General features: G+C 66.1%; 15 protein-coding genes and 1 pseudogene. 8 read left to right on the plus strand and 8 right to left on the minus strand.

The genetic code is table 11. The annotated features are described in order from the left end of the window. From KGM94_RS12300 to KGM94_RS12310, 3 genes and pseudogenes are all read right to left on the minus strand, one after another. Positions 1–602 (minus strand): annotated as a pseudogene (locus KGM94_RS12300) (long-chain fatty acid--CoA ligase); the annotation flags it as partial. Beyond that, complete coding sequence (locus KGM94_RS12305; RefSeq protein WP_300259087.1) at positions 589–834, minus strand: acyl carrier protein; 246 nt, start codon at positions 832–834, stop codon at positions 589–591. The pseudogene KGM94_RS12300 and the gene KGM94_RS12305, both read right to left, overlap by 14 nt. 149 nt (positions 835–983) lie before the next feature. Next, positions 984–2,792: a long-chain-acyl-CoA synthetase gene (locus tag KGM94_RS12310; RefSeq protein ID WP_300259089.1), complete on the minus strand. Its 1,809-nt coding sequence runs from the start codon at positions 2,790–2,792 to the stop codon at positions 984–986. Between the two features lie 199 nt (positions 2,793–2,991). Between KGM94_RS12310 and KGM94_RS12315 the strand changes: the two genes are divergently transcribed. Together KGM94_RS12315 and KGM94_RS12320 are read left to right on the plus strand one after the other, a co-directional pair. Continuing rightward, a complete protein-coding gene (locus tag KGM94_RS12315) occupies positions 2,992–3,972 on the plus strand; it encodes a tripartite tricarboxylate transporter substrate binding protein (protein ID WP_300259092.1) in 981 nt (326 codons plus the stop codon). Positions 3,973–4,189: 217 nt separating this feature from the next. Beyond that, positions 4,190–4,918: a GDSL-type esterase/lipase family protein gene (locus tag KGM94_RS12320; protein WP_300259095.1), complete on the plus strand. Its 729-nt coding sequence runs from the start codon at positions 4,190–4,192 to the stop codon at positions 4,916–4,918. A gap of 22 nt (positions 4,919–4,940) precedes the next feature. On the opposite strand, the gene KGM94_RS12325 is transcribed toward KGM94_RS12320, so the two are convergent. Then, a complete protein-coding gene (locus tag KGM94_RS12325) occupies positions 4,941–5,207 on the minus strand; it encodes a DUF3551 domain-containing protein (RefSeq protein WP_300259098.1) in 267 nt (88 codons plus the stop codon). Between the two features lie 299 nt (positions 5,208–5,506). Between KGM94_RS12325 and KGM94_RS12330 the strand changes: the two genes are divergently transcribed. After that, entirely contained in the window at positions 5,507–8,638 is a 3,132-nt protein-coding gene (locus tag KGM94_RS12330; RefSeq protein ID WP_300259101.1) for a multidrug efflux RND transporter permease subunit, read from the plus strand. Between the two features lie 186 nt (positions 8,639–8,824). Here the strand turns inward: KGM94_RS12330 and htpG are convergent, their stop codons facing one another. Continuing rightward, positions 8,825–10,696: a molecular chaperone HtpG gene (gene htpG / locus KGM94_RS12335; RefSeq protein ID WP_300259104.1), complete on the minus strand. Its 1,872-nt coding sequence runs from the start codon at positions 10,694–10,696 to the stop codon at positions 8,825–8,827. A gap of 196 nt (positions 10,697–10,892) precedes the next feature. Here htpG and KGM94_RS12340 point away from each other — a divergent pair, with 196 nt between their 5' ends. Beyond that, positions 10,893–12,044, plus strand: a complete 1,152-nt coding sequence (locus KGM94_RS12340) for an OpgC domain-containing protein (protein ID WP_300259107.1) — start codon at positions 10,893–10,895, stop codon at positions 12,042–12,044. Here the strand turns inward: KGM94_RS12340 and KGM94_RS12345 are convergent. The 3 genes from KGM94_RS12345 to KGM94_RS12355 all read right to left on the minus strand — a co-directional run bounded on the left by KGM94_RS12345 (position 12,041) and on the right by KGM94_RS12355 (position 15,618). Continuing rightward, positions 12,041–12,844, minus strand: a complete 804-nt coding sequence (locus KGM94_RS12345; RefSeq protein WP_300259110.1) for an MBL fold metallo-hydrolase — start codon at positions 12,842–12,844, stop codon at positions 12,041–12,043. The genes KGM94_RS12340 and KGM94_RS12345 overlap by 4 nt on opposite strands. Positions 12,845–12,985: 141 nt before the next feature. After that, a complete protein-coding gene (locus KGM94_RS12350) occupies positions 12,986–13,993 on the minus strand; it encodes an NAD(P)-dependent alcohol dehydrogenase (RefSeq protein ID WP_300259113.1) in 1,008 nt (335 codons plus the stop codon). An 11-nt stretch (positions 13,994–14,004) separates the two neighbouring features. Continuing rightward, the gene (locus KGM94_RS12355; protein WP_300259115.1) at positions 14,005–15,618 is read right to left on the minus strand and encodes an acyl-CoA synthetase; all 1,614 of its coding nucleotides are present in this window, start codon (positions 15,616–15,618) and stop codon (positions 14,005–14,007) included. Between the two features lie 533 nt (positions 15,619–16,151). On the opposite strand from KGM94_RS12355, the gene KGM94_RS12360 reads away from it, so the two are divergent. From KGM94_RS12360 to KGM94_RS12375, 4 genes are all read left to right on the plus strand, one after another. Further along, positions 16,152–16,442: a hypothetical protein gene (locus KGM94_RS12360; protein WP_300259117.1), complete on the plus strand. Its 291-nt coding sequence runs from the start codon at positions 16,152–16,154 to the stop codon at positions 16,440–16,442. A 34-nt stretch (positions 16,443–16,476) separates the two neighbouring features. Beyond that, the gene (locus tag KGM94_RS12365; protein WP_300259119.1) at positions 16,477–17,448 is read left to right on the plus strand and encodes an ABC transporter permease; all 972 of its coding nucleotides are present in this window, start codon (positions 16,477–16,479) and stop codon (positions 17,446–17,448) included. 38 nt (positions 17,449–17,486) lie between these two features. Continuing rightward, the gene (locus tag KGM94_RS12370) at positions 17,487–18,503 is read left to right on the plus strand and encodes a sugar ABC transporter substrate-binding protein (protein ID WP_300259121.1); all 1,017 of its coding nucleotides are present in this window, start codon (positions 17,487–17,489) and stop codon (positions 18,501–18,503) included. 78 nt (positions 18,504–18,581) lie between these two features. Further along, a partial coding sequence (locus KGM94_RS12375; protein WP_300259124.1) for an SMP-30/gluconolactonase/LRE family protein occupies positions 18,582–20,685 on the plus strand: 2,104 nt, incomplete at its 3' end.

Below are 20,685 nucleotides of genomic sequence, written 5' to 3' on the forward strand. Positions count from 1 at the left end.
ACCATCGAGCCGCCCGAAAGGATCGCGCGCAGGAAAATCTGCAGGCCGCCATAGCGGCGGATGTCGTAAAACGTCGCCCACACCGGCGCCGAGCCGTGCGCGGGACCTTCGGCGAGGATCGCGCCGGTCAGCGCCTCCAGCGTATGGCCGACGATCTTCGGCACGCCCGAGGTGCCGGAGGTCAGCATCAGCCATTCGGTGGCGCGCTCGGTCTGCACGGGAGCCGCATTCGCGAGCGGCAATTGCGCGACGACGACCAGCGGCATGCCGGACTGCGCCCAGCGCTCCGGCTCGTCGGTGACGACGGCATCGATCTCGGCATCCGCGATCAGCGCGTCGAGATGGGCCGGGTTGAGATCCGGCGGGCACAGCAGCATGCGACGGGCGACGCCGTCGAGCTCGATCATGGCGAGGCCGGACTTGAGCTGGTCGGACGGTTTCAGCAGCACCGACCGGCCCGACAATTCGCGCAGGCGGCCGCCGAGCACGGTTTGCGACAGGACCTCCGTCAGCGACACCGCATGGTGAGGGTCCGACAGCGTGCGGCCCGAAAGTTCCGGACCGAGATAGTCGCGGAGCGCGAAAATCTCACGCGGGGACATTTTCGTAGGCCCGGACGAAATCCCCGATGGTGGCGGGGAAGGCCGCCTCCTCCGAAATGGTGAAGGGATCGATGCCGATCTCGTCCTCCAGGCGCGCCACCAGGATGGCGAAAGCCAGCGAATCGAAGCCGGTCTCGTGCAGGGACAGATCGTCCGTCAGCGGCGGCAGCTTCACATGCTGCTCCTGCGCGATCTCCGTGATGGCTTCGATGATCTTTAACCTTACCGACATGGCTGGCTCGCTCTATCGCTTTGTTATCAATCGATCGGCGGGTGGATGACGATCCGCCTCCCATGCCGTGTTGTTTACCCGACAGAGGTAAATGGCTTCTTGGACAATTCGGATAAAATTCGACCTATGCCGGTTTTCGGGCTCGCGATCTAGAATTGCACGACGCCGCGCACAATATCCGTATAAAGGCCGATATCCAGGCGGCGGTAGGCCCCATCGGACGGGTCCCTGAAGAACAGGGGGTCACCGATCGCGCCGGGATCGAACCCTTCGCGCGCCAGCGCGCCCTTCTTCTGCTTGAACGTCTCGGTCGCGTCGAGCTCGCCGGACATGCGGATGAAGAGCGGATGCGCATAGTCCGGCAAACGCGACGCGAGATGGCCGGCGAGACCCGCGAGATCGAAGCCTTCGTTGACGACGATCGCACTCATGCCGGCGCGGCCGTCGGTGCCGGGAATGCCGACGCCATAGGTCGTGGCGTCGACCACGCCGGGGAAGTCGCGCACGGCGTCGTTGACCTCCGAGGTCGCGACGTTCTCGCCCTTCCAGCGAAAAGTGTCGCCGATGCGGTCGACGAAATGGAAAAAGCCCTTGTCGTCGAGCTGCATCAGGTCGCCGGTACGGAACCAGGCATCGCCCCTGGCGAAGACGTCGCGCAAGATCTTCTTCTCGGTCTCGCCAGCGTCCGTATAGCCCTCGAAGCGGCCGCCGCCCTCGTCGGCGACGCCGATGCGGCCAACGGCCTCGCCGACCTCGCCGCGCGCGCAGGCAACGCACAGCCCGTCCGCATTGCGGAGCGGCGCGCCGCCGTCGGCATCGACCTTGACGATCGCGGCCGGGAAGCGATGGGCGAGCAGCGGCGGGATGCGGCCGATCGCACCCACCCTGCCCTCGACGTTGAACAGCGAGAAATTGCCCTCGGTCGCGGCATAGAATTCCAGGATGCGCGGAATCGCGAAGCGCGATTGAAACTCCTGCCAGATGTCGCCGCGCAAACCGTTGCCGCAGGCGAGCCGCAGGCGGTGGCGGTTCTCGTATTCCGAGGGCGGCGCCTTGAGCAGATAGCGGCAGAGCTCGCCGATATACTGCACCAGCGTGCAGTCGAAGCGCACGGTGTCGTGCCAGAAATTCGAGGCCGAGAATTTTTCGGCGACCATCACCGAGCCGCCGGCGGCGAGCATGCTGCAGGGCGCGACGATGCCGCCGACCGAATGGAACAGCGGCAGGCAATCATAGAGCCGGTCCTGCGGCGTGGCGCCGGTCAGCCCCGCGAACCAGAATCCCCAATTGAGGATGCGGCGGTGGCTGATGCTGGCGGCCTTGGGCAGGCCGGTGGTGCCCGAGGTGTAGATCAGGAGCGCACGATCGTCGATGCAGACGTCGCCGCACTCGTCCGCCGTGAGTGCGCCGTCGTCGAGCGCCGCGAGCGCGGCATCGATCGAGCGTTCAGCGCGCTCGTCGCCGTGAGTCCAGATTGTCGCAGTTGATGCCAGATGCGGCATGGCGGTCGTTAGGGTATCCGCCAGATCGTGCGCCACAACGATGTGACGGGGCCTTGCGACGTCGATGCAGTGCGCGAGCGACTGCCCGACGAGCCTGGTGTTGATCAGCGCGACGACGCCGCCGATGCGGCTGATGCCGAGCCAGGCGGCGACATAGTCCGCGCCGTTCGGCATGATCAGGCCGACGGCCTCGCCCTTCGCCACGCCGGCCCCGCGCGCCCAGCGCGCATAGCGGTTGATGCGAGCGGCGAGCGCGCGGTAGTCGACGATCGCGTTCTCCGTGACCAGTGCCGCGCGGTCCGGCTGGCGCTGCGCCCAATCCTCGACGACGTCGGCGAACAGCCGTCCCGGCAGCGTCTCGATCCGCGCGGTCAGCTCGATCGCCTTCAGCCAGATTTTCGAGGCGGACGGCGCGCGCGCGATGTCCTTCAACTGGTCGATGACGCCGGCGTTCATGTCGTTTGCGTTCTCTCGGCTGGTCGCTCGTCGGTCCTGCGGTAGCTATAGACCGCGAGCTCCTGACCAGGTGTTAAGAGACAGGGGTAAAACGCGGTTAGTCGCCCATTAACTGCAGTCATCCTTTACCAAGCCGATGGGATCGGCGTGCGGAGGTGCGAGATTCCTGCGATATCGGCTTCGACAAGAAGAGGCCATCATGTTCAGCAAGAGAACCTTCCTGCGCTCGGCTGCCGGCGCTGCGGTCGTTTTCGCCGCGCCCCGCGTCTTCGCCCTCGGCACCCCATCCTATCCCTCGCGCAGCGTGAAATGGGTCGTGCCTTACGCGCCGGGCGGCGCCACCGACGTGCTGTCGCGGCTCATCTGCCAGCGCCTGTCCGACCGGCTCGGCCAGACCTTCGTGGTGGAGAACAAGCCCGGCGCCGGCAGCAGCATCGGAACGCAGGCGGTGATCGCCTCGCCGGCGGACGGCTACACGCTGCTCCTGACCTCGACTGCAAACGCGATCAACGCCTCCTTCGATCCGGCACTGCCGTTCGATTTCGCCAAGGGCATCTTGCCTGTCGCGGGCGTCGCACGCATTCCGCTGGTGCTGGTCGTCAACAACGCCCTGCCGGTGACGAGCGTGGCCGAGTTCATCGCCTACGCCAAGGCCAATCCCGGCAAGCTCTCGATCGCCTCCTCCGGCATCGGCACATCGCTGCATCTCTCCGGCGAATTGTTCAAGGCGATGGCGGGCGTCCAGTTCACCCACGTGCCCTATCGGGGCTCTGCGCCGGGCCTCACCGACGTGATGTCCGGCCAGGTGCAGGGCATGTTCGACAACGTCACCTCCTCGTTCGAACTGATGCGCGCCGGCAAGCTGCGCGCGCTCGGCGTCACCACGCGCGAGCGCTCGGAGATTCTGCCCAACGTGCCGCCGATCGCCGACACGCTCGCGGGCTACGAGACCTCCTCCTTCTACGGCGTCGGCGCGCCGCACGACACCCCGCGCGAGATCGTCGAGCTGTTGAACCGCGAGATCGACGCCGCGCTGTCGGACGAAGGCATCATGCAGCGCATCGTCGAACTCGGCGCCATTCCCCTGCACGGCAATGCCGGCCAGTTCGCCGCCATGCTGACGGAGGAGACCGAGCGCTGGCGCAAGGTGGTGCAGATGTCGGGGGTGAAGAAGGAATAGGCCGGATCCTCGTCCTGAGGAGCGCGGAACGCGCGTCTCGAAGGACCGGTTCTCGGCCTCGCCCTTCGAGACGCCGCGCAAGCGCGGCTCCTCAGGGTGAGGGTCAAACCGTGTTCGACGCGCGGCGCCCCTGTCACGCGGCGCCCCTAGGCGATCCCGTCAACGCGGGCTATCCTCGTTCAACCCTGAATCGTCTTGGTTGCAGCAGAGGCGCCCCATGGACAGCGATCCCTCGCAGATTCCGGTCGTGCCGATTCCCTTCGAGCACGGGTTGACCAGCTTTGCGCAGAGCCTCGGCAGAGGAAGGGCCAGGATCGTCGCCATCGGCTCGTCGACGACGGCGGGCGAAGGCAACATCAGGGCCTATCCGGAACGGTTGGTGGGCTTTCTGCGGGACGCCTATCCGAAATCCGCGATCGAGATGATCAACAAGGGAATCGGCGGGCAGGAAGCGCCGAAGGAGCTCGCGCGCTTCGACACCGACGTCATCGCCGAAAAGCCCGATCTCGTGATCTGGCAGGTGGGGACCAATGCGGTCTGGCAGCCGGAGGACCAGAACCCGCCGTCGTTCGACGAGACAACGAGCGCGATCCACGACGGGCTCATCAAGCTGCGCAACGAGGCCGAGGCCGACGTCATTCTGATGGACCTGCAATATGTGCCGGCGGTGCTGACGCCAGCCAAGAGGGACAAGGCGATCGCGATGGTGGAGGCGATCAGCGAACTGGCCCGGGATGCCGGCGTCAATGTGTTCCGCCGCTTCGCCTTCATGAAAGGCTTGCTCGAGGTCGAACGGGTTTCGTTCGACCGGATGGTCGACCCGACCGACGACGGCAGGCTGCACGACAGCGACTGGGCCACGGAACGCGTGGCGTGGGCGGTGAAGCTCGCGATCGTCGCAGGCGTCGACAAGGCAAACGCGGCGGCCGCGGCCGGGATCACCTAGCCGTGCACCGGGAACGGCGCTCCTAGTACGCCCGCCGATAACGCCTTCGCGGCGGCTCGTTGGCGGCGTAGTAGGGATTGATGATGCAAATGGCGGCACGGCCTGAAGCGGTCGCGTTACATTGCGGCAGCGAGGTGAAGTTGCACTCGTACCAGTCGCCGCCGCCGCCGATGCCGCCGCTGAACACGTGCAGGCAGACCGGATAGCGGGGATCGTAGGTCTGCGCGCCGGCCGGTGCCGCGGCAACCAGCGACCCGACGGCCAAAATGACCGGGAACGGAATGCGCATGGGAACTCTCCTCCGAAACGAGCATTGATCATAACGCGCGAAACCGGTCTCGACACAACACCGCGTCGCGCATGACTATTCCGCGAGCTCGCCCCTTCGACCAAGGTCGAAACCGCCGTCCTCAGGTTTCCGTTCGCAAGCCCGTCCGAAGGGACTAAGTTACCGGCAAAGGCCCGGGAACGCCGAAGTTCCCGCGGCGCACAGAGGTTTAGGCGAGGAAACGCACGTTCGCGCTCGGCTCTCGAGCGCGGCTCCGTATTGTCAGGAGAAGGTGCGCCCGGCCGTGACGGTTTCAGGGCATGTACGAGAGCATCTCTTCCCCCTTCATCCGCTACCCGGTCGGCACCTCGCTGCTGATGGCCGGCATCCTGTTCGTCGGCCTCGTGGCCTATCCGCTGCTGCCGGTCGCGCCCCTGCCGCAGGTGGACTTCCCGACCATCCAGGTCTCCGCCAGCCTGCCCGGCGGCAGCCCGGAGACGATGGCCTCCTCGGTCGCCCAGCCGCTGGAACGTCAGCTCGCGCAAATTCCCGGCATCGCGCAGATGACGTCGACGAGCTCGCTCGGCTCGACCGCGATCACCATCCAGTTCGATCTCAACCGCCAGATCGACGCCGCCGCCAACGACATCCAGGCCGCGATCAACGCCGCCGCCGGGCAGTTGCCGAAAAACCTGCCCTCGCCGCCGACCTACCGCAAGGTCAACCCGGCGGATTCGCCGATCATGATCCTGTCGGCGACGTCCGAAGCGTTGCCGCTGACCACGGTCTCCGACCGCACCGACGCACAGCTTGCGCAGCAGATCAGCCAGATCGCCGGCGTCGCCCAGGTGTTCGTCGGCGGCCAGCAGAAGCCGTCGGTGCGCATCCAGATCGATCCGGCCAAGCTCGTCGCCAAGGGCCTGTCGCTGGAAGACGTGCGCAGCCAGATCGCGATCGCGACCAGCGACAGCCCGAAGGGCAACATCGACGGCGCCAAGCGCGCCTACACGATCTACGCCAACGACCAGCTCACCGACTCCAGGGACTGGAACGACGTCGTCATCGCCTATCGCAACGGCGGTCCGCTGCGGATTCGTGACATCGGTCGGGCGGTCGCCGGTCCCGAGGACACGAAGACCGCCGCCTGGGCCGACGGCCAGCGCGGCGTGTTCCTGGTGATCTTCAAGCAGCCCGGCGCCAACGTGATCGAGACCGTCGACCGCATCAAGGCGCAGCTGCCGCGGCTGATCGCGGCGATCCCGCCCGCGGTGAAGATCAAGATCATCAGCGACCGCACCATCACGATCCGCGCCGCGGTCGAGGACGTGCAGATCACGCTCCTGATCACCATCGTGCTGGTCGTGATGGTGATCTTCATCTTCCTGCGCAGCTTCTGGGCGACCATCATCCCGAGCATCACGGTGCCGCTGGCGCTGCTCGGCGCCTGCTCGCTGATGTGGGCGTTCGGCTATTCGCTGGACAATCTGTCGCTGATGGCGCTGACGATCGCGGTCGGCTTCGTGGTCGACGACGCCATCGTGATGCTCGAGAACATCACCCGCTACGTGGAGAAGGGCGAGCGGCCGATGGCCGCGGCCTACAAGGGCGCAGCCGAGATCGGCTTCACCATCGTCTCGATCAGCGTGTCGCTGGTCGCGGTGCTGATCCCGCTGCTCCTGATGGGCGGCATCATCGGCCGGCTGTTCCGCGAATTCGCGGTCACGCTCTCGATGGCGATCTTCGTCTCGCTCCTGGTCTCGCTGACGCTGACGCCGATGATGGCCTCGCGCTTCCTGCGCGCGCATCACGAGGTCAAGCACGGCCGCTTCTACCAGTGGAGCGAGCGGATGTTCGATGCGCTGCTTCGCGCCTACCAGCGCGGGCTGGACCTCGCGCTGCGCCACAGCTTCACGACGCTCTGCATCTTCTTCGCCACCGTGGCGCTCTCGGTCTACCTGTTCATCCTGATCCCGAAGGGATTTTTTCCGCAGCAGGACAACGGCTTCCTGACCGCGGTCTCCGAGATGCCGCAGGACATTTCCTTTGCCGAGATGAAACGGCGCCAGGAGGAATTGAGCCGGATCGTGCAAGCGGATCCGGCCGTATCCTCGATCGCGATGTTCATCGGCGGCGGCGGCACGGCGCTGAATTCCGGACGCATGTACATCACGCTGAAGCCGCGCGAGGCGCGCGACGCCAGCGCACAGGCGATCATCGCGCGATTGCGGCCGAAGCTTGCGGGGGTCGAGGGCGCGCGGCTCTACATGCAGGCCTCGCAGGACGTCCGGCTCGGCGGCCGCGCGACACGGACCCAGTTCGAATTCACGCTGCAGGACGCCAACCTCGCCGAGCTAGACGAGTGGGCACCTAAGATCCTGGCGAGGATGAAGACGCTCGCCGAGCTCCGTGACGTCGCGACCGACCAGCAGACCGAAGGCACCACGCTGCAGCTCACCATCGACCGCGACACCGCAGCGCGCTACGGCGTGCAGCCGCAGCTGATCGACGATACGCTCTACGACGCGTTCGGGCAGCGCCAGGTCGCGCAATATTTCACGCAAGTCAACACCTACCGGATCATCATGGAGATCCTGCCCGAGATGCAGGGGGCGATCGACACGCTGAACAAGATCTACATCAAGTCGCCGCTGACCGGCGACGAGGTGCCGCTCTCGGTATTCTGCAGATGGACCAACGAGCCGGTGCGGCCGCTCGCGATCGCCCACCAGGCCCAGTTTCCGGCGGTGACGATCAGCTTCAACCTCGCCGAGGGCGTGGCGCTCGGGCAGGCGACCAACGCGGTACTGCATGCGGTGGCCGACATGCGCGCGCCGCCGACGCTCGCGACGAGCTTCCAGGGCACCGCGCAGGCGTTCCAGCAGTCACTCGGCAGCGTGCCGATGCTGATCCTGGCGGCGCTGGTCGTGGTCTACCTCATCCTCGGCGTGCTCTACGAGAGCTACATCCACCCGCTGACGATCCTCTCGACGCTGCCCTCGGCGGGCGTCGGCGCCATCGCGATCCTGATGGCATTCGGTTTCGACTTCAGCCTGATCGCCCTGATCGGCATCATTCTCCTGATCGGCATCGTGAAGAAGAACGGCATCATGATGGTGGATTTCGCCATCGCCGCCGAGCGCGAGCAGCATCTCACGCCCGAGCAGTCGATCCGGCAGGCCGCGCTCCTGCGTTTCCGCCCGATCATGATGACGACGATGGCGGCGCTGCTCGGCGGCGTGCCGCTGATGCTCGGCACCGGCACGGGCTCGGAAATACGCCAGCCGCTCGGCTATGCCATGGTCGGCGGGCTCGTCGTGAGCCAGGCGCTGACGCTGTTCACGACGCCGGTGGTCTATCTCTACCTCGACCGTCTCTCCAACTGGCTTTCGGGCCGGGTGCCGCGGCGCGCGCAGGAGGCGAAGACGGAGCGGCTGAAGGACGCGGCGGAGTGAGGGGAGCGCCGCTTCACCTCGCCCCGCTTGCGGGGAGAGGTCGGGTCGCATCGCAGGATGCGATCCGGGTGAGGGGGACTCTCCACGAATTCAACTGTCACCGCCCTTGCGGAGACTCCCCCTCACCCCGACCCTCTCCCCGCAAGCGGGGCGAGGGAGCATAGCGAGCGCGTGGCCCGTGCTGGTCTACCCGCCCAGCCCCTGCAGCACCAGGCGGTTCAGCCGGGCGGCGAAGGCTGAGGGATCCTCGGGCAATTCGCCGTCGAGGATCTGGGCCTGTTCGAGCAGCAGCAGGCAGAGGTCGTCGACCGCCTTCGAGCCGGCCTGGACCTTGCCGATCGCGGTCACCAGCGGGTGACGGAGGTTGATCTCGAGGATCGGCTTCGATCGCGTCCCGCGGTTCTGCTGCGCCAGGATGCGCTCGAGCTCGCGGCTCGGGCCGTGGCTGTCGGCGACGAGGCAGGAGGCGGAGCTGGTGAGCCGGGTCGAGGCCTTCACGTCGCTGACGCGCTCGCCGAGGGACGCCTTGATCACCGCGATGGTGGCGGCCTCGTCGGCGGCGGGCTCGTCCCGATTGGTGTCGTCACCGGCGAGCGGGACCTGGTCGAGATTGAGATCGCCCTGGCTCAGCGACTTCAGCGGCTTGCCCTCGAACTCCGTCGGCATCGAGGTCCAGAAGGCGTCGACCGGATCGGTCAGCAGCAGCACCTCGATGCCGCGCGCGGTGGCCGCCTCGAGCCGCGGGTTGGATTTCAGCCGCTCGATGCTGTCGCCGACGAGATAATAGATCTCGGTCTGGTTCGGCTTGAAGGAGGCCACGACGTCCTTCAGCGTGCGCTTCTCGCCCGACGTCGTGGAGAAACGCGACAGCGCCAGAAGCTTGTCGCGGCGCTCGAAATCCTCGTAGACGCCTTCCTTGATCACCGCGCCGAAGGCGTCCCATATCTTTGCGAAATTGTCGGCGTCCTTCTCGGCAAGGCTCTCCAGCTCGGAAAGAACGCGGGTGGTCAGCGCCTTCCGGATCTGCGCGAGCTGCGGATTGTTCTGCAGCATCTCGCGCGAGATATTGAGCGGCAGGTCCTCGCTGTCGACCACGCCGCGGATGAAGCGGAGATAGCCCGGCAACAGATCGGCGTCGTCGGTGATGAAGACGCGGCGCACGTAGAGCTTCACGCGGCCCTTGCGGTTCGGCTCGAACAGGTCGAACGGTTTCGTCGAGGGCGCGAACAGCAGCACGGCATAGGAGTAGCGGCCCTCGGCACGATAGTGCAGCGTCATCGCGGGATCGTCGAAGGCGGTCGCGACCTGCTTGTAGGCCTGCTTGTAGTCGTCCGGCGTCAGCTCCGATTTCGGCCGCTGCCACAGCGCGCTCGCCGAATTGATCTGGCGCGGCTCGCCTTCCTCCGGCACGAGCAGAATCGGGAACTGGATGTTGTCGGAATAGGCCGAAACGATGCGCTCGATCTCGTAAGCTTCGAGATATTTCCTGGTGTCGTCCTTCAGATGCAGCACGATCTCGGTGCCGCGGGCCACGCGGCCTGCGTCCTCCTCGCTCGCGCGCGCGATCTCGAAGCCGGAGCCGCCCGACGACGTCCAGGTCCAGACGTCGCTTTCGCCGGCCCGCCGGCTGAGCACGACGATCCTGTCGGCGACCATGAAGGCGGAATAGAAGCCGACGCCGAACTGTCCGATCAGGCCGAGCCCGTCCTTGGCCTCCTTCAGCTTCTCGACGAAGGCCCTGGTGCCGGAGCGGGCGATGGTGCCGAGATGGTCGATCAGCTCCTGCCGCTCCATGCCGATGCCGTTGTCGGCGATGGTCAGCGTGCCGGCCTGCTTGTTCGGGATGATGCGGATTTTCGGCGCCTCGCCCTCGCCCAGCAGAGCGGGCGTCGCAATCGCCTCGTAGCGCAGCTTGTCGCAGGCATCCGAGGCGTTGGAAACGAGCTCGCGCAGGAAGATGTCAGTCTCGGAATAGACGGAGTGCACCATGAGGTGCAGCAGCTCGGACACCTCGGCCTGGAAGGGCTGCGTATGCACAGCCGTATCTGTGGTCGTCATGCGTTTACCCGGTCACGTCAAAAGGGAAAACACGGATATAGCGCGCTGACAGCACGGATCAAGAGTGCGTGATGGGCTTTACCTCGCCGCGCTTGCCGAGCGACGGCGGCACCGCCCATTCACGGAATCGCTACTCGGAACGGGCGATTCCAGCCGCTAAAAGCGTCGCCCCTGATTCACCCCGACATCTGCCGCAATGAACCCGACCGTCCAGGCCAACCTCGCCGCCTATCGCCACGACGCCAGACTCTATCTGGCGCTCGGCATTGCGACCTGGTCGATCTTCGTCGTCCACGTTCCCGACAATGTCGTCAGCCTGCTGACGCTGCGCAGCTTCGGCTTCAGCGGCCAGGCCGACCTGTTCGTGTTCGTGGTGGGCTACGGCATCACGGTCATCCACGGCCGGATGGCGCTGGAACGCGGCTTCATCGTATCGGCGACGCGAATCTTCCGCCGGGTGTGGCGGCTCTATGCCGCCTATGTCGTCCTGTTCGTGATCTATGTCGACGCCATCGCCTCCGTTGCCGCGCAGTCGATGGCGCCGGAGATCATCCACGACTACAACATCTCGGGGATCATCGAGCATCCGCTGCGGATCCTGGTCAGCGGCCTGGTGCTGCAGGAGGAGCCGGCGAGTCTCGACCTCCTGCAATTGATGATCCCGCTGATGGCGTTCTTTCCGCTGGCACTGTGGGGGCTGTTGCGGCGGCCCCATGTCACGCTGCTGGCCTCGGTCGCGCTCTACCTCGCGGCGCGGCATTTCGACTGGAATTTTCGGCTCTATCCGGACGGCACCTGGAGCTTCAATCCGTTCTGCTGGCAGATGCTGATGGTGCTGGGCGGCTGGTTCGCGGTCACCGGCGCGCCGTCCCGCGCGCTGCGCGGCATGCGCTGGCTGAAAGCGCTCGCGGCCGCCTGGCTGCTGTTCGCGCTCGTCATCACGCTCGCGCAGCATTCGCCGGCGCTCGGCTCTCATTTGCCGGACGGCCTGCTCGCCCCGTTCACGCCGAACGACAAGGAGAACCTCGCGCCCTATCGCGTGCTGCATTTCCTGGCGCTCGCCTTCCTCGCCACGAGCCTGGTGCCCACAGATCACCCGGCGCTGCAGTGGAGATCGCTGCAGGCGGTCATCCGCTGCGGCGAGGAATGGCTCGCGGTATTCTGTGTCGGGGTGTTCCTGTCGTTCGCCGGCCATCTCATCCTGATTACGGGTCCGAATCTCGTGCTGATGCAGATCGCGGTGACGCTGGCCGGCTTCGCCGCGATGACCGCGGTCGCCTACTACGTCTCCTGGTCGCGGCGGCAGGATCACCCGACGGTCGCGCGGCCGCGGGCACAGGGGGCCTAGCCGATCGCGGCGAGATAGCGCGCGACCGACGCCTCGAACGCCGCCTTGGCGCCATCAGCGATGTTGCGGCCCCACCAGGCGCCGTAGATGCGATCGAAGGCGAGCGGCGCGATCGTATCCGCGATCCGCCGCACCGCCGCCGCGTTCAGCGGAATGTAGTTCGGATAGGAGTACATGAAGCTGACGAAGCGGCGATCCATCGTGACCTGCGCGACGTCGCCGGCGAGCAGCGCACCCCTGCCGTCAGCGCCGCGCGCCCAGTGCAGCATGGTGGCGCCCGCGAAATGGCCGCCGGTGCGCAGCAGCAGCACATCTTCCGAGATCGGATGGCGATCGCCGGTCCAGTGCACGATGGCATGATGGGGCCGCGTCACGAAGGCACGGTCGTCGGCATGCAGATAGATCGGCACGCCCCCGAAAGTGTCGCTCCAGTCGGCGACCGCGCCGTAATAATGCGGATGCGACACCGCGATCGCCTTCAGTCCGCCGAGCGAAGCGACGTATCTGATGGCGTCGTCGGTCGCGAGCGGTATGCAGTCCCACATCACGCAGCCGTCGCCTTGCGGCACCAGCAGCGCGCGCTGGCCGATCGCGAAGGCCGGCTCGAGGCCGATGCCGATCAGGCCGAGATCATCGCGACCCACGATCCCATGTGCCTGCGTCAGCGCCTCGCGCGTCAGCCACGACTGGCCCTTCCAGCCCACAAATTGCCGCTCGTCCTCGCAGACCGGGCACGCGGCCGGCGGCGCTTTGCCTGGGGGAAACTGCGCGCCGCAGGTTTCGCAGGTCCAGAGTGGCATCGGCTATGGCTCCTTGACGTCATTGCGAGGAGCGGGGCGACGAAGCAATCCAGACTGTTTCCCGAGACAGATTCTGGATTGCTTCGCTGCGCTCGCAATGACGGTGTGGCAACATCAGTGTATCTTAACTAGCCCGACGGCTCAGCCGAACTCCACCACGATCTTGCCGAAATGGCCACCCTGCTGCATCAGCCTGAGCGCCTCGGGAACGTGATCGAAGCCGAATACCCGGTCGATCACCGGCTTCATGCGGTTGCGGTCGATCGCCGCCATCATGGTCTCGAACATGCGGCGGCTGCCGACCGACAGGCCGATGACGCGGAGGTTCTTGCCGAACAGGCTCGGCATCGCGATCTGCTGCGAGAAGCCGGTGAGCACGCCGATGACGAGAATGGTGCCGCCGACCTGCGCGGCCTCCAGCGACTGCCCAAAGGTGTCCTTGCCGCCGACCTCGACCACGTGGTCGACGCCGCCGCCGGCCCACTCGGCCGCCGCCTTGCCCCATTCGGGAACGGCGCGGTAGTTGATGGTGTGGTCGGCGCCGAGCGCCCTCGCACGCGCGAGCTTCTCGTCGCTCGACGAGGTCACGATGACGCTGGCGCCCGCGAGCTTGGCGAGTTGCAGCGCGAAGATCGAGACACCGCCGGTGCCCTGCACCAGTACGGTGTCGCCGGGCCGCACTCCGGCTTCCTCGAAGAGCGCCCGCCACGCCGTGAGCCCGGCGCAAGGCAGCGTCGCGGCTTCCTGGAACGACAGGTGGGAGGGAATGCGGCTGACGCCCTCGGCGTCGAGCAGCATGATCTCCTGCAGCACGCCGGGGCGCGTGCCGCCGAGCGCGTAACGCCGGCTCGCCGCCGAGACCTTGCCGTCGATCCAGGACTGGAAGAACAGCGGGCAGACACGGTCGCCGACAGCGATGCGGGTCACGCCGGCGCCCACGGCTGCGACCTCGCCGGCGCCATCGGAGAACGGGACGAGCGGCAGCTTGAACGCGCCGCCCTTCCCCGTCACGGTCAGGAGATCGCGGTAGTTCAGCGAGGCCGCGCGCATCCGCACCGCGACCTGGCCGGGTCCCGGCACGGGCTCCGGCTGCTCGACCTGCTCCAGGCCCTCGATCGACCATTCGCGCGCGACTTGCCAGATCTTCATGGGGTGCTCCCTCAAGAGCCGAAATTCTTCTGGATCGCCTTGTCGAGCGTCTCGCCGCCGACGAAGCGCTGGCGCAGTTCGCGCTTCAACAGCTTGCCGCTCGGGTTCTTCGGCAGGCTGTCGACGAACACGACGCGCTTCGGCACCTTGAAATGCGCCATCGCGCCCGTGCAATGGCCGATGACGCCTTCTTCATCGAGCGTCTCGCCGGCCTTGACCACGACGATCGCGGTCACCGCCTCGATCCAGCGCGGATCCGGCAGGCCGACGACCGCGACTTCCGACACCGCCGGGATCTTGTAGATCATCTCCTCGACCTCGCGGCTTGCGACGTTCTCGCCGCCGGTCTTGATCATGTCCTTCACGCGGTCGACCACGGTGATGTAGCCATCGGCATCGACGGTGGCGAGGTCGCCGGAATGGAACCAGCCGCCGGCAAACGCCGCCGCGGTCTTTTCCGGATCGTTGTAGTATCCGGACAACAGATGCGGCGAGCGGTGCACGATCTCGCCGATCTCCCCGACCCTGACGTCCTGCATCGCGGTGTCGACCACGCGCGTCTCGACGTTGATCGCGGGCTTGCCGGCGGAGCCCGCCTTGCGGAGCTGGTCCTCCGGGCGCAGCACGGTGGCGAGCGGCGCGACCTCGGTCTGGCCGTAGAAATTCCAGAACTTGACCTTGGGCAGGCGGCGCTGCAGCTCGAGCAGCACCTCCACGGGCATGATCGAGGCGCCGTAATAGCCCTTCTCCAGGGTCGAAAGATCGGTCTTGTCGAAATTCGGCGAGCGCAGCATCGCGATCCAGATGGTCGGCGGCGCGAAGAAGGAGTTGGTCCTGTGAGCCTCGATCAGGGCGAGGATGTTGTCGGCGGTCGGCTTGCCCGTGATGACGCCGGAGGCGCCGAGATAGATCTGCGGCCCGAGGAAGACGTCGAGCTGGGCGCAGTGATAGAGCGGCAGCGCGTGCAGCACGTTGTCGGAGGCCGCCATGCCGCCGTCGATGATGCAGCTCACATATTGCCACATCACCGCTTCATGGCTCAGCATCGCGCCCTTGGGCAGCGATTCCGTGCCGCTGGTGTAGACGATCTGGGCGAGATCACGGGCATCGACCGAGACGTCGAGGAACGAGCCGTCGGCGTGCAGCAGATCGTCGAAGGTGGGAAGGCCGGCCACCGGCGCCGCAACGTCCTCGCCCGGCAGCCAGATCAGCTTTTCCACCGCGCAGCCCTTGGCGCTGGCGGCACGCGCGGCGTCGACGAAATCGGGGCCGGTCGCCAGCAGCTTCGCGCCCGAACTCTTCAGGATGAAGTTGATCTCGTCGGGGTTGAGCATGAAGTTGATGGGCACCAGCACCGCGCCGATCCGCGCCACGGCGAAGCGCAGCGCGGCAAAGGCGTGCGAGTTGCGCGACAGCACCGCGACGCGGTCGCCCTTGTTCACGCCGAGGGCGAGCAGGCCGCGGCCGAGGCGGTTGCAGATCGCGTCCATCTCGGCAAAGCTCCAGCGCACGCCGCCGCAGATCACCGCCGACTTGTTCGGCTCGCGCTGCGCCGAGCGGCGCAACAAATCGCCGATCGAATGCTCGCGGGCCTTCGCAATGGTGGCTGCGATGTTGCCGGTCATGAGTTCCTCCGTGATCTCGTTTCTTGCTTGAAGTTCGTCACGCGCTAGCGGCGCCGGGTGGCCCGAGATTGTGTGCGAGTTCGGCGATGATGTCGCTTGTCCGGCAAGCTATAGTTTGTCGCGTCGCAGCGTCAAACTGATCATCACCGCAGAAAATTGACACGGCAGGAACTCAAGGACGGACGGCTGCCCGCTGGTCAAGTAAGGCGGCGCAAACCGGCGGACCCGTCGCCGTCCAAGGCGCACGAGATCCGCCATCGCCCTCATTCAGCGCCGACGGAGGTCGGACGCGCCAACACCGAACTCTTGGTGCGGCGACGTTGTGCATCGCACAAGAGGTCGTGGCGAAAGAATTGTAGGTTGACGACGCCTCCGCGCAAGAGCCTGTGCGCGCACAGGCAAACACTTTGCGCTCCAGGAAAAGCCGACCTCCGGCGACCGGCGCATTATGCATGACAAGCTCGCCGGAAAGTTCGCCTGGCGGCAATTCCAGAGGAGGCGTCCGCGTGCGTCGATCCAGAGCCGCTGGGCCGATGAGCGCCGAGCTCCCTGCGCCGGTGACGACGCGGTTCACGCGGCCGGTGACGACCATCAAGGACATCGAGACCCTGGAGCGGCCGCCCTACGACGCCCTGGTCCCGGCCCGCAGCGGACGCAACATCGACGTCGCGGCCATCGATGACGTGGCACACGCGTTTCCCGGCATCCAGATCAGTTCGCCGGTCGGCATGGACGACGCCGCGCGGCTGCGAGAACTCGCCGACAGCCTGTCGACGCTTCCCCAGACTTATGAGATCAAGAGCCGCTCTCCCCGAGCGGGTTGAACCGCGCCCGCGAATGCCGAACAGGAATTTGTCGATGAAACGTCTCAGATTGGGCCAGCAGGAGATCGTGTTCACCGTCTTTGCGGTGCTGTTCCTGGTGTTCTCGGTCTTCCTGCACGGCTTCCTCACGCCGGAGAACATGCTGACGCTGCTGCAGAACGTGGCGGTGCTCGGCATCCTCGGCCTCGCCATGGCGATCGTGGTGATCGGGCGCGGCATCGACATCTCCCTGATCGCCGCGCTCGCCGTGCCGCCGGGGCTGGTGCTGCAGATGGTGCAGAACGGCCACTCGCTGCCGGCCTCGCTGCTGGTGGCATTCCTGCTGGCGATCGCCTTCGGCCTCGTCAACGGCTGGCTGATCGCCTATGCCGAGGTGCCCTCGCTGTTCGCGACGCTGGCGACCGGCCTGCTGCTGGCGGGCCTCGGCCAGGCCGCCCTGTTCCAGCTCGACGTGGTGCAGTGGAGCGCAGGAATGGACGGCTTCGAGCGGCTCGGACAGGGCACCATCCTCGGCATTCCGACCTCGATCGTGATGTTCGCAATCGCCTGCGTGGTGGTGGCGTTGCTGCTGCGCCGGACGCGCTGGGGCGCCTACATCTACGCGATCGGCGACAATCCCTACGCCGCCCGCGTCACCGGCATCCCGTCGCGCCCGATCATCGTGCTGCAATATGTGATCGCCGCCCTGATCGGCTGCTTCGCCGGCCTGGTGATGGCGGCCTCCGTGAACTCGATGCCGACCCGCATCTTCAATTCGACGCTGATCTACGACGTCGTCCTCGTCGTCGTGCTCGGCGGCATCGGCCTGTCCGGCGGCCGCGGCGGCGTGCTGAACGTCGTCATCGGCACGCTCCTGATCGGCACCATGCTCAACGGCATGACCATCATGGACATCTCCTATGCCGGACAAAATCTGATCAAGGGCGTGGTCCTGCTGCTCGCCGTGATCACGGATTCGTTCCTGAATCCGCGCAACGAGGAGACGGCGCAGCAGGGCGACATCTGACCAACGACAACCATCCAAGCACAACCATGGAGGAAGCAATGACGCGCATTGGTAGTTCTGCAAAAGTGGCGATGGCCGCGCTGGGGCTCGCGGCGATGACCGCTCCGGCGCTGGCCCAGCAGGGCCTGGACGAGCCGTTCCAGAAGCCGTTCAGGGAGGCGCTCGCCGGCAAGACCGTGGCCTACGTCCCGGTGGCGATGAACTTCGACCTGACCGAAGGCTGGTACGCCGGGCTGAAGAAGGAGCTCGAGCCGTTCGGCGTCAAGTTCGTGATCCGCGACGCCAACTGGAACACCAATGCCGGCGCGCAGGCCGTGACCTCACTGATCTCCGAGAAGCCTGCGGTGATCGTGGTTCACAATCCGGACGTGCAGACCTACGCCAAGCTCTTGCAGCGCGCCGAGAACGAGGGCATCTACGTCATCCAGATCAACATGGGCTCGGCCTATCGCAGCTCGGCCTTCGTCGGCGCCAACTGGATCGAGATCGGCGAGAAGGACACCGAGGCCGTGGTGAAGGCCTGCGCCGGCAAATCGAACAAGATCGCGATCGTGCAGGGCGCGCTCTCGGCCGCCGCCAGCGCCTACACGCTCAAGGGCGTCGAGAACGTGCTCGCCAGGCACCCCGAGATCAAGGTGGTCTCGAGCCAGGCCGCCGACTGGGATGCAGCAAAAGCCAAGGCGATCACCCAGACCGTGCTGAAGCAGAACCCCGATCTCTGCGGCATCGTCGGCTTCTGGGACGGCATGGACATCGGCACCGCGGCCGCGGTCAAGGAAGCGGGCCTCACCGGCAAGGTGTTCGTGGCGACCTCAGGCGGCGGCGAGCGCAAGGGCGCCTGCGAGCTGGTGAAATCGGGCGCGTTCGACCTCAACCTCAGCTATGACGTGCCGACCCAGGCGGCGCAGATGGCCGGCACGATCAAGTGGCTGCTGTCGTCGGGCGCCAAGCCCGGCTCGATCAAGGGCTCGGAGTACACCACGCTGATCCCGATCACCAAGGAGAATGCCGACAGCCAGACCTCCTGCTGGAACCTCAGCGACCTGAAGAAATAGCTCGCGCACCGCGACGACCCAGACGTCCCGGGCGGCTGCCGCCCGGGACGTCGCTCCCGAAATCCGCAAAGTCCTGGAATGCCGATGCGCGACACCCTGACGAGCCTGCGCTACCGCTACTGGCCGGATCACCTGCTCGGCGAGATTCTGTCCAAGCGGTGGACGGAGACCGCAATCCCGGTGATCCTTCTCCTGATCGTCGGGTTCGCGTTCAGTCAATCCATCGAACACTTCCTGTCGCCGGCGAGCCTCGCCGACACCGCGCGCCAGGCCGGCGAAATCGGCTTCATCGGGCTCGGCATGGCGCTCGTCGTCATCGTCGGCGGCATCGATTTGTCGGTCGGCTCGATGTTCGCGCTCACCGATTTCTGCGCGCTCTATCTGCTGGACGTGCTGGGCTGGCCGGTGCCGGCGGTCGTGGCGGCGACGCTGCTGTGCGGCGCCCTGCTCGGCGCGGTCAACGGCTTCCTGATCGGCTATCTCCGGCTGCGCGCCTTCATCACCACGCTGATCACGCTGATCATCTACCGCTCGGCGTTCGATCTGTTGATCCAGCGCTATTCCAACGCCATAGCAGCCGCGTTTCCCGACATCCCCTCCTGGAACTTCATCGGCGGCGGCGACGTGTTCGGTATTCCGAGCGTGGCGCTGGTCTACATCGCGATAGCGATCTTCGGCCACGTCTTCATGACGCGGCTGCGTCCCGGCTGGCACATCACCGCGATCGGCGGCTCGCGCCGCTCGGCCTACAATTCCGGCATCCCGGTACGGCGGACCATCGCGCTCTGCTACGTCGCGAGCGGCGTGCTGACCTCGATCGGCGCGCTGTTCTTCGCGGCCCGGCTCGGCACCGTCGGTGGCGACATCGGCGTCGGGCTCGAGGTGATCGTGCTCACCGCGACCGTGCTCGGCGGCATCACGCTCGGCGGCGGCAAGGGCTCGGTCGCAAAATCGCTGGTCGGCGTGCTGATCGTGCTCCTGATCACCAACGGCCTGACCACGATGAATGCGAGGGGCGGCGTCAACCGCATGGCGCTCGCCGGCATCCTGCTGGTCGCCGCGATGGTCGACATCCGCTGGCAGAAGAACCGCACCCGCATCATCAGCAAGGTCTACGTCGCGCCGACCTATCATTCGCTGCCGCCGCCTCCGCCGACGGAGATCGGCCAGGGCGGCCCGTTCGAGCAGAACGACAAGCTGCGCGACGTCGAGCTGATCGGGCTCGGCCGCATCGAGGCGCCCGAGGACGTCATCCTCGACCGCCACGACAATCTCTACGCCGGCTCGCGCCACGGCGACGTCATCCGCTTCCTCGCGCCCGACTACCAGAAGATGGAGGTGTTCGCCCATATCGGCGGCCAGCCGCTCGGCATGGCGTTCGACCGCCAGGACAATCTCTACATCTGCATCGGCGGAATGGGCCTCTACCGCATCAAGCCGGACGGCACGGTGGAGAAGGCCACCGACGAGACCAACCGCAGCCTGCATTCGGTCAACGACGACAGCCGGCTGCGCCTCGCCGACGACCTCGACATCACCGACGACGGCCTGATCTTCTTCTCCGAGGCCACCGTCCGCTACGAGATGGACGAATGGCCGATCGACGGACTGGAGGCGCGCGGCAACGGCCGCATCATCTGTTACGACACCAAGACCGGCACCACCCATACCGCGCTGCGCGGCCTCAAATTCCCCAACGGCATCTGCGTCGCCTCCGACGGCCGGTCGATCCTGTTCGCCGAGACCTTTGGCTGCTCGATCAAGCGCTACTGGTTCGCTGGCCCGAAGAAGGGCACCGTCGAGGTCGTGATGGACAATCTGCCGGGCTACCCCGACAACATCAACCTCGCCTCCGACGGCAATTACTGGCTGGCGCTGGTCGGCATGCGCAGCCCCTCGCTCGATCTCGCCTGGAAGATGCCCGGCTTCCGCCGGCGCATGGCCAAGCGCGTACCGGTCGACGAGTGGCTGTTCCCCAACATCAACACCGGCTGCGTGGTCAAGTTCAACGAGCAGGGCAAGATCCTCGAATCGTTCTGGGACCTCCACGGCGCCAATCATCCGATGATCACCTCGATGCGCGAGCACCGCGGCCATCTCTATCTCGGCGGCATCGCCAACAACCGCATCGGCCGCTACAAGCTCGACAACGCCGATCCGAACTTCGTGCAGTATGACAAGC

This window comes from Bradyrhizobium sp. (assembly GCF_028868675.1).
Classification (GTDB): Bacteria; Pseudomonadota; Alphaproteobacteria; order Rhizobiales; family Xanthobacteraceae; genus Bradyrhizobium.

What these genes read in the sequence shown, in the direction of transcription:
- KGM94_RS12305 (WP_300259087.1), bottom strand. Translation starts at nt 834, where the DNA reads ATGTCGGTAAGGTTAAAGATCATCGAAGCCATCACGGAGATCGCGCAG.
- KGM94_RS12310 (WP_300259089.1), bottom strand. Translation starts at nt 2,792, where the DNA reads ATGAACGCCGGCGTCATCGACCAGTTGAAGGACATCGCGCGCGCGCCG.
- KGM94_RS12315 (WP_300259092.1), top strand. Translation starts at nt 2,992, where the DNA reads ATGTTCAGCAAGAGAACCTTCCTGCGCTCGGCTGCCGGCGCTGCGGTC.
- KGM94_RS12320 (WP_300259095.1), top strand. Translation starts at nt 4,190, where the DNA reads ATGGACAGCGATCCCTCGCAGATTCCGGTCGTGCCGATTCCCTTCGAG.
- KGM94_RS12325 (WP_300259098.1), bottom strand. Translation starts at nt 5,207, where the DNA reads ATGCGCATTCCGTTCCCGGTCATTTTGGCCGTCGGGTCGCTGGTTGCC.
- KGM94_RS12330 (WP_300259101.1), top strand. Translation starts at nt 5,507, where the DNA reads ATGTACGAGAGCATCTCTTCCCCCTTCATCCGCTACCCGGTCGGCACC.
- htpG (WP_300259104.1), bottom strand. Translation starts at nt 10,696, where the DNA reads ATGACGACCACAGATACGGCTGTGCATACGCAGCCCTTCCAGGCCGAG.
- KGM94_RS12340 (WP_300259107.1), top strand. Translation starts at nt 10,893, where the DNA reads ATGAACCCGACCGTCCAGGCCAACCTCGCCGCCTATCGCCACGACGCC.
- KGM94_RS12345 (WP_300259110.1), bottom strand. Translation starts at nt 12,844, where the DNA reads ATGCCACTCTGGACCTGCGAAACCTGCGGCGCGCAGTTTCCCCCAGGC.
- KGM94_RS12350 (WP_300259113.1), bottom strand. Translation starts at nt 13,993, where the DNA reads ATGAAGATCTGGCAAGTCGCGCGCGAATGGTCGATCGAGGGCCTGGAG.
- KGM94_RS12355 (WP_300259115.1), bottom strand. Translation starts at nt 15,618, where the DNA reads ATGACCGGCAACATCGCAGCCACCATTGCGAAGGCCCGCGAGCATTCG.
- KGM94_RS12360 (WP_300259117.1), top strand. Translation starts at nt 16,152, where the DNA reads ATGAGCGCCGAGCTCCCTGCGCCGGTGACGACGCGGTTCACGCGGCCG.
- KGM94_RS12365 (WP_300259119.1), top strand. Translation starts at nt 16,477, where the DNA reads ATGAAACGTCTCAGATTGGGCCAGCAGGAGATCGTGTTCACCGTCTTT.
- KGM94_RS12370 (WP_300259121.1), top strand. Translation starts at nt 17,487, where the DNA reads ATGACGCGCATTGGTAGTTCTGCAAAAGTGGCGATGGCCGCGCTGGGG.